9 protein-coding genes are annotated in these 7769 nt (G+C 58.5%); 7 read left to right on the top strand and 2 right to left on the bottom strand.

What is annotated here, in order from left to right; translation table 11 throughout:
- Positions 1-201 precede the first annotated feature (201 nt).
- Both BM225_RS19310 and BM225_RS19305 read right to left on the bottom strand, forming a co-directional pair.
- Positions 202-894, bottom strand: a complete 693-nt coding sequence (locus BM225_RS19310; protein ID WP_092465259.1) for a fumarylacetoacetate hydrolase family protein — start codon at positions 892-894, stop codon at positions 202-204.
- Positions 891-1304 carry a VOC family protein gene (locus BM225_RS19305; protein WP_092465258.1) on the bottom strand — a complete coding sequence of 138 codons (414 nt, stop codon included), beginning with the start codon at positions 1302-1304 and terminating at the stop codon, positions 891-893. Before BM225_RS19305 ends, BM225_RS19310 begins: the two co-directional genes overlap by 4 nt.
- A 344-nt stretch (positions 1305-1648) precedes the next feature.
- Here BM225_RS19305 and BM225_RS19300 point away from each other — a divergent pair, with 344 nt between their 5' ends.
- The 7 genes from BM225_RS19300 (at position 1649) to BM225_RS19270 (ending at position 7754) form a co-directional block, all read left to right on the top strand.
- Positions 1649-2509, top strand: a complete 861-nt coding sequence (locus BM225_RS19300; protein ID WP_092465257.1) for a transporter substrate-binding domain-containing protein — start codon at positions 1649-1651, stop codon at positions 2507-2509.
- Between the two features lie 124 nt (positions 2510-2633).
- A complete protein-coding gene (locus tag BM225_RS19295; protein WP_092465256.1) occupies positions 2634-3374 on the top strand; it encodes an amino acid ABC transporter ATP-binding protein in 741 nt (246 codons plus the stop codon).
- Complete coding sequence (locus BM225_RS19290; protein ID WP_092465255.1) at positions 3374-4042, top strand: amino acid ABC transporter permease; 669 nt, start codon at positions 3374-3376, stop codon at positions 4040-4042. The genes BM225_RS19295 and BM225_RS19290 overlap by 1 nt, the downstream gene beginning before the upstream one ends.
- A gap of 10 nt (positions 4043-4052) precedes the next feature.
- Positions 4053-4721 carry an amino acid ABC transporter permease gene (locus BM225_RS19285; RefSeq protein WP_092465254.1) on the top strand — a complete coding sequence of 223 codons (669 nt, stop codon included), beginning with the start codon at positions 4053-4055 and terminating at the stop codon, positions 4719-4721.
- 17 nt (positions 4722-4738) lie between these two features.
- Positions 4739-5668 (top strand): N-carbamoyl-D-amino-acid hydrolase, encoded by a 930-nt coding sequence (locus BM225_RS19280; protein WP_092465253.1) that lies wholly within the window; start codon positions 4739-4741, stop codon positions 5666-5668.
- Positions 5665-7119, top strand: a complete 1455-nt coding sequence (hydA, locus tag BM225_RS19275) for a dihydropyrimidinase (RefSeq protein WP_092465252.1) — start codon at positions 5665-5667, stop codon at positions 7117-7119. Before BM225_RS19280 ends, hydA begins: the two co-directional genes overlap by 4 nt.
- Complete coding sequence (locus tag BM225_RS19270) at positions 7116-7754, top strand: aspartate/glutamate racemase family protein (protein ID WP_092465251.1); 639 nt, start codon at positions 7116-7118, stop codon at positions 7752-7754. Before hydA ends, BM225_RS19270 begins: the two co-directional genes overlap by 4 nt.
- The last annotated feature ends 15 nt before the right edge of the window (positions 7755-7769 follow it).

The following is a 7769-nucleotide window of genomic DNA, read 5'->3' as shown; positions in this document are numbered from 1 at the left end:
CTCGTAGTCCCTGACGAGCTCCCGACAGCCATCCGCTTCAACCCTCCGCGACACCGCGAAAGCAAAAAAAACAATGGGGCGTGGCCGCCGCTTACAGCGTATGCCGGTTTTGCTCTGGCAAAGAATATTTAAGTTGTACTCCTGTCGTCTAATGAAGACGTGCCCTACCGATCGCGGCGGCTACTCGGGGCTTTCCATAGTCTAGACGATTTTCGTCTCGATCCTTCCCAGACCTTCGATCTCGACCGTTACGACATCCCCTTGGGCCAGACTGCCCACACCTGCAGGGGTCCCAGTCATGATCAAATCGCCCGCGCGCAGCTCAATCGAGTGGGACAGCGCCGAAATCACCTCGGGGATGTTCCAGATCATTTGGTTCAGGTCGCCGGATTGCCGAGTTTTACCATTCACGTAGCTCTGGATCGCACCCTTCGACAGAACACCTTCGTGCCGCTTCACTGGCCCGATGACCGCGCCGCCGTCAAAGCCTTTGGACAGATCCCAAGGACGTTTCAACGATTTCGCTTCGGATTGCATGTCACGGCGTGTTAGATCGTTTCCGACGGCATAGCCAAAGATTGTACGCTCTGCTGCTTCCAGATCCAGATCGCGGCCACCAGAACCTAGACAGACCACCAACTCGCCCTCGTAATGCAGGTCCGCTGTCTGCGGGGGATAGGGCACCTCTTGTCCGCCTTCGGTGACCGAGTCAGCAGGCTTGGAAAAGAAAAACGGCGGCTCACGGTTTGGGTCGTGGCCCATCTCTCTGGCATGGTCGGCGTAATTCCGGCCGACGCAATAAATCCGCCGGATGGGAAAGCGCACCTCTTCTCCGGCAATAGGAAGCGAGGGGATCGCGGGCGGCTCGAAAGCGTATGTGGGCGTGTCACTCATTTTGCAAACAGACCTTCGAAGTCCGCGAAGCCTTTGATCTCAATCGGATTGCCCGAGGGATCGAAGAAGAACATCGTGCGCTGTTCGCCTGGCTCACCTTCGAAGCGAATAACAGGCGGGATGTCGAACTCGACGCCTTTGTCCTGCAAGCGATCCGCCAAAGCCTTCCAATCATCCAATGCCAGAACCGCTCCCATATGCGGCATCATTACCATGTGGTCGCCGACTTTTCCGGTGCGGGTGACCTCGAACGGCGTGCCCAAGTGGAACGACAGCTGATGGCCAAAGAAGTCGAAATCGACCCAGGTGTCCGTCGACCGCCCTTCTTCGCAGCCCAAAACATCACCGTAAAAGCGGCGGGTCTCGTCTAGGTCAGTGACATGCAAGGCCAGGTGAAAGAGTGACTTCATCAGGCTTTCCTTTCGGGAATGGAGCAAGAGTTGCCTCTTATTTGCGCAGGCGGGCAGCAAGCGTAAAGAGGCTCCATCGCGTGGCTTCGTGAACCGCGGGGGAAACGATTGTCGGAAATCCGTCTTTGCGCGTTCTAAAAATACTCAAGAAATCAGTATCCTAGAGGATTTTACCCACGGACGCCCAAATCCATGGCCTGCGCCAATGTATAATTAAAGCATATACTTCTACTCGTATAATAATCCTTATCTATATTGGCAGACGCTCAGGAAACTGGCGTTTTGGGCTCAAGGGCGTGCCTCAACAAGCGCCCCTCCTCTCCAACCCAACAGGAACTGAGCCTATGATCCGCACTCCCCTCCTCGCCTCTGTTGCCCTCTTCGGTTTGGCCACCGCAACCTTGGCTGCCCCCGCCGAAGTGAAGCCCGAAGGGTACAAAGCCGCCCTCGACGGGACTTTCGCCCCACACGCCATGCCGACCATGTCGGGCGACGTCGAAGGGTTCAACATCGACCTTGCCGCCGCGATCAGCGAAAAGCTTGGCGCCCCGATCGAAGTAACCGCTGCGCAATTTTCGGGCCTGATACCTGCCCTGCAGGCTGGCACTTATGACTTCCTCGTGGCGCCTGTCACTGTCACCGAAGAGCGTGCCGCAAACCTGCTCTTTAGCGAAGGGTTCATGGGCACCAACTTCCGCTTCGTGGTCCCCAAAGGCTCTGAAGCAGCGGACGTTACGGACCTGAACGGGTTCAAAGGGAAAACCATCGCGGTCAACAAAGGATCGGTCTACGAGTCCTTCTTGACTGACCGTGCCGATGAATATGGTTGGGAGGTCGTCTCCTTTGGCACCAACACCGACGCTATTCAGGCTGTGACCTCTGGCCGTGCGGATGCATCCCTTGGCGGGGCGACGACCTCTGCTTGGGCCGTGCAAAAGAACCCAGCGATTGACCTGTCTTACGAATACGAAACAGGCCTTGTTTGGGCGTTTCCGTTCCGCAAGGACGACGCACCGACCCGCGATCTGATCGACAGCGTTCTTGAATGCCTCAAGACCGATGGGACGATGGTCGCCCTGTCTGAAAAGTGGTTCGGTGTCACCCCGAGCGAAGGCACAACTATCGTCACGCCGACCCCGGGCTACGGCACGCCGGATTTCGAGGGCTATGACGCGACCGAGCACGAGGTGAGCTGCGCGTTCTAAGGCACGCAGGCAGCCCATGGGTCTGGTCCGTCGCCCCCTCCCCCAAAGCTTTGCTTTGACGGACCAGACCCTGACTTCCGGCCAATCAGACCAAAGAGGCCCCCACATGTCACAGCACCGCGCTATGCTCGAAATCCATGCGCTCGAGAAACGCTTCGGCCAGACCGAAGTTCTCAAGAATATTGACCTCAAAGTGCGCGAAGGAGAGCTGGTTTTTGTCATCGGGCCTTCGGGATCGGGCAAATCCACTATGCTGCGCTGCTGCAATCGGCTCGAGGAACCCACATCCGGCGCGATCATGATTGACGGCGCACGCATCACCGATATCCCGCGCCGCGATCTGGATAAGATGCGGTTGAAGGTCGGGATGGTGTTTCAAGGGTTTCACCTCTACCCGCACATGACTGTCCTGAAAAACGTAATGCTCGCACAGGTCAAAGCGCTTGGCCGCTCCAAGGCAGAGGCCGAAGCGCGCGCGCTGGATATGCTGGATCAGGTTGGGCTGAAGCATAAGGCTGATGCACGTCCCTCGGAACTGTCTGGTGGGCAGCAGCAGCGTGTGGCCATAGCGCGCGCTGTCGCGCTCGACCCCAAAGTCATGCTGTTTGACGAGCCGACCTCTGCGCTCGACCCCGAACTGGTCGGCTCGGTTCTCAACGTAATGAAGGATCTGCGCCAAAAAGGAATGACCATGCTGGTCGTCAGCCACGAGATGGCCTTTGCCCGCGAGGCTGCGGATCGGGTTGTCTTTATGGATGGCGGCTATGTCGTCGAACAAGGCCCACCAGAAGAGGTCTTCGGAAATCCGAAATCCGAACGGCTCAAGGCTTTTTTGTCACGCGTATCAGGGACTGCAGCAGCCTGATGCGGTTCCTCGAGACTTTCTTTAACCCGGCCGTCATTGGGCAGTACTTGCCCGATATCATTGCGGCTATGTGGGTGACTATCTATCTGGCCGTCGCAACAGTGCTAACCGGTGTTTTGCTGGGGGCTGGTCTGGCGTGCATCCGCGCGGCCAACCTCAAATCGGTGAATTTCTGTATCATCGTCTTTGCGGACGTGATGCGTGCATTGCCACCGTTGGTTCTGATCCTGATCCTCTATTTCGGGATGCCTTCGGTAGGGCTGAGCCTGTCGGCCGAAGTGGTGATCTGGTTGGTGCTGTCCTCGGTCCTGACTGCCTTTGCCGAAGAAATCTTTTGGGGTGGACTCACTGCAGTCCCCGCGGGCCAGTGGGAAGCGGGCCGCGCCACTGGCCACTCCAAATTCCAGACGTTGATTTACATCGCCCTACCGCAGGCTGTGCGCATGGGCATCCCTCCGCTGGTAAATCGCATCCTCGCAACCACCAAGCTGACTGCCTTGGGTTCCGTGATCGGAGTCAAAGAGATCCTCTCTGTCGCGTCGTCTGCGCAAAGCTTTTCCGGCTCCGCGACGCCTCTGACGATGGCTGCAATCGCCTACATGATCATCTTCATTCCAGCCGTCATCGCGTCCCACTGGGTGGAACGGCGCTTCAGCTACAAGATGTGAGGACGGCTTTATGAATATGTTTCTAGCCACATTCTTTGACATCAACATCATGATGCAGGCGCTCCCCCTGCTGCTCAAAGGGGCCGTGACCACGCTAAAGCTGTGCGCAGTGGTGATCATATGCGGCCTGTTTGGCGGGTTGATGCTGGCGCTCCGGGCGCTTAGCCCGCGCGGGTGGCTCCGTTGGGGTTCGGTCATCTACATCGACCTCTTTCGCGCGATCCCGCCGCTGGTTCTGCTGATCTTTGTCTATTCGGGCCTGCCGTTTGCGGGGCTGGAATTGGCGCCCTTCTCTGCGGTTGTGATTGCGTTCTTTATGAACAACTCCGCTTACTTCGCAGAGGTGTTTCGCGCTGGCATCAACGCCGTGCCCAAGGGCCAAACCGAAGCCGCGCGTGCCACGGGCCTGTCGCCCACACAAACCATGATCCACGTCGTGCTGCCCCCTGCGATCCGCAATGTGCTGCCCGACCTGCTCTCCAACACCGTCGAGGTGGTCAAACTGACCTCGCTCGCATCCGTCGTGTCCCTGTCCGAACTGCTCTACTCGGCCAACATGGCGCGCTCGGTGACTTATAACGCCTCGCCTCTCGTATTGGCGGCGCTTCTCTATCTGGCCGTTCTCTGGCCGCTGGTGCGGATCATCTCTCGCTACCAGCGCGGTCTGGCCGTCAAATAATCGAAAGGGATTACACAATGACCAAGATGATCATCGGGGGTGCCCAAATCGGCGGCATTCAAAAGGACGAAACCCGCGAAGAGGTTGTCGCGCGGATGCTCGCGCTGATGGATCAGGCCCACGCTCAGGGCGTAGAATTCCTGACGTATCCAGAGATGACTCTAACCACGTTCTTTCCGCGCTTTTATGTCGAGGACCGCGCCGAGTTTGACCATTGGTTTGAAACCGAGATGCCGAACGAGGCTACCGCGCCTCTGTTCGCCAAAGCCAAAGAATACGGCATGGGCTTTTCCTTTGGCTATTGCGAGCTGACACCTGAAGGCGAGCATTTCAACACCTCGATCCTCGTCTCGCCCGAGGGCGAAATCGTGCTGAAGTACCGAAAAACACATTTGCCCGGTCACGCGGAATTTGAAGCCGAGCGCAGCCACCAGCACCTAGAGAAACGCTATTTCCTGCCTGGTGACACAGGCTTTAACGTGGTGCGGAGCCAAGGCGCCATCATGGGTCTGGCCATCTGCAATGACCGCCGTTGGCCCGAAAGCTGGCGCGTGATGGGCCTGCAGGGCGTGCAGTTGGTGAGCATCGGCTACAACACCCCCTCTCAGAACAACCTGTCCAAGGAAGAGGGCATCGAGCGCCGTGTGTACCACCACGAACTGTCGGTCTGCGCGGGCGCCTACCAGAACGCAACCTATGCCGTGGCTGTTGCCAAATGCGGAATGGAGGACGGCAACCACATGTTCGCAGGGTCAATTATCGTCGATCCCGATGGCTTCGTGATTGCACGCGCCGAAGGCGAAGGGGACGAGCTGATCGTGGCTGAAGCAGACTTTGACAAATGCGCCTTTGGTAAGTCGACCATTTTCAACTTCGAGGCGCACCGCCGGATCGAACATTACGGCCTGATCGCGTCGCAAACCGGCGTGAAGGAGCCGTCTGAATGACTTTTGAGACGGTAATTCACGGCGGCACGATCGTCACGGCAGAGGGCCAATTTCAGGGGGACATCGGGATTGCGGATGGCCGCATCGTCGCTGTGTCAGAGAGGCTCGATGGCGGCGACACACGCATCGACGCTGGCGGGCGGCTGGTCATGCCGGGCGGGATCGAAACCCACGCCCATATCGCACAGGAAAGCTCTTCGGGAGTGATGACCGCCGATGACTATCTGTCCGGCTCGATCTCGGCTGCGTTTGGCGGCAATTCGTCTTTTATCCCGTTTGCGGCGCAACAACGCGGGCAGTCCGTCGATGACGTGATCAAAACCTATGATGCCCGTGGCGCGCGGTCTGTCATCGACTATTCCTACCATTTGATCATCTCGGACCCGACCGAAAAGGTTCTGACCGAAGAGCTTCCGCGCGCCTTTGCCCGTGGAATCACCTCGTTCAAAGTCTTCATGACCTATGACCTGATGAACCTCGGGGATGGAGGCATGCTCGACATCCTGTCGGTGGCGCGCGAACACGGCGCGATCACCATGGTCCATGCCGAGAATAACGACATGGTCAAATGGATGAACAAGCGTCTGGTGGCGCGTGGCCTGACTGATCCCAAATACCACGCGATCTCGCGCCCTGAACTTGCCGAAGAAGAGGCGATCAACCGCGCCGTTCAACTCGCCAAACTCGTGGATGCGCCGCTGTTTGTTGTCCATGTCTCGACCGAGGGCGGGGCAGAGATTATCCGCCGCGAGCAATGGAACGGAGCGAAGCTGTATGCTGAGACCTGTCCGCAATATCTGGCGCTGACCCGCAATGATCTGGACCGCCCCGGACCAGAGGGTGCCAAGTACATCTGCTCGCCACCACTGCGGGACGAAGCCACCCAAGAGGTACTGTGGAAGCATATTCGCATGGGCACGTTTGTGGGCGTTCACTCGGACCACGCGCCCTATCGCTATGACGAAACGGGGAAATTCGTGAATGGGGTCGACGTGCCTTACTCGAAAATTGCGAACGGCATGCCGGGGATTGCGGCGCGCTTGCCCTACCTTTTTTCCGAAGGTGTCGTGAAGGGGCGTATCACTCCCGAGCAATTTGTGGCTCTGTCGTCCAGCAACACCGCCAAGGTATTTGGCTGCACAACCAAGGGCCGGATCGCCCCCGGTATGGACGCGGATATCGCCATCTGGGATCCAGAAGAGTGCCGCACCGTCCGCGCCGCTGACCAGCATGACAACATGGACTATTCCCCGTTTGAAGGAATGGAGTTGACCGGCGTGCCCAAGCTGGTGATGAACCGTGGCCGCGTGATCGTCGAAAATGACGAACTCAAAGCCACCGAAGGTCAGGGGCAGTTCTTTGGCCGCGCGCCAGTGGATCTGCGTGGAACGCCCGATTACGTCGCCAAAGAGTTCGATCCGGCACAAAATTTCGGGACAATCCTGCGATGAGCAGTCCGATCCTGATCATCAACCCGAACAGTTCGGGCGAGGTGACGGATGGCATTCGGGATGCGGTCGCCGCTCTGGGGTCGCATTTCGAAGTGGTCGATATCCCGCAAAACCCGGCAACCATCGCCAGTGACGAAGATGTCGCCCGCGCGGGGCTAGAGGTTCTGGCAACGGCCCGTGCACGGCCCGATGCGTCTGCCTACATCACCGCGTGTTTTTCTGATCCGGGTCTCGACCTTTTACGCGCTGAGGGCGTTAAAATCGCGATTGGCTGTCAGGAGGCGGGCATCCTGACAGCTTTTGCACGTGCTGACCGCTTTGGGATCATTGCCCTCTCCGAGCGCTCGATCCCGCGCCATCTGCGCAAGATGCGACAAATGGGTGTTTCCGAAAGGCTGGCAGGCGAGCTGGCCTTACCCGGCGTGTCCGCGGCGGCCTCGGGTCGCGACGAGGCCGTTTATGTCTTGGTCCGAGAGAAGGCCGAAGAGCTTGGCCGCATGGGCGCGGGCGCGATCGTTCTGGGGTGTGCGGGCATGGCACCCATCCGCGCGCGATTAGAACGCGACACCGGATTGGCGGTGATTGATCCCGTGATGGCTGCGGCGAGCATCGCGCTTGGCGCGGTCCTTGGCTGAGCCAGCGGTGAAAGG

The organism is Donghicola eburneus (assembly GCF_900115865.1).
In the GTDB taxonomy this organism is placed as follows: Bacteria; Pseudomonadota; Alphaproteobacteria; order Rhodobacterales; family Rhodobacteraceae; genus Donghicola; species Donghicola eburneus.
The sequence above is the reverse complement of the archived record's forward strand: the minus strand, read 5'-3'. Positions and strand labels throughout refer to the sequence as shown.

What these genes read in the sequence shown, in the direction of transcription:
- BM225_RS19310 (WP_092465259.1), bottom strand. Translation starts at nt 894, where the DNA reads ATGAGTGACACGCCCACATACGCTTTCGAGCCGCCCGCGATCCCCTCG.
- BM225_RS19305 (WP_092465258.1), bottom strand. Translation starts at nt 1,304, where the DNA reads ATGAAGTCACTCTTTCACCTGGCCTTGCATGTCACTGACCTAGACGAG.
- BM225_RS19300 (WP_092465257.1), top strand. Translation starts at nt 1,649, where the DNA reads ATGATCCGCACTCCCCTCCTCGCCTCTGTTGCCCTCTTCGGTTTGGCC.
- BM225_RS19295 (WP_092465256.1), top strand. Translation starts at nt 2,634, where the DNA reads ATGCTCGAAATCCATGCGCTCGAGAAACGCTTCGGCCAGACCGAAGTT.
- BM225_RS19290 (WP_092465255.1), top strand. Translation starts at nt 3,374, where the DNA reads ATGCGGTTCCTCGAGACTTTCTTTAACCCGGCCGTCATTGGGCAGTAC.
- BM225_RS19285 (WP_092465254.1), top strand. Translation starts at nt 4,053, where the DNA reads ATGAATATGTTTCTAGCCACATTCTTTGACATCAACATCATGATGCAG.
- BM225_RS19280 (WP_092465253.1), top strand. Translation starts at nt 4,739, where the DNA reads ATGACCAAGATGATCATCGGGGGTGCCCAAATCGGCGGCATTCAAAAG.
- hydA (WP_092465252.1), top strand. Translation starts at nt 5,665, where the DNA reads ATGACTTTTGAGACGGTAATTCACGGCGGCACGATCGTCACGGCAGAG.
- BM225_RS19270 (WP_092465251.1), top strand. Translation starts at nt 7,116, where the DNA reads ATGAGCAGTCCGATCCTGATCATCAACCCGAACAGTTCGGGCGAGGTG.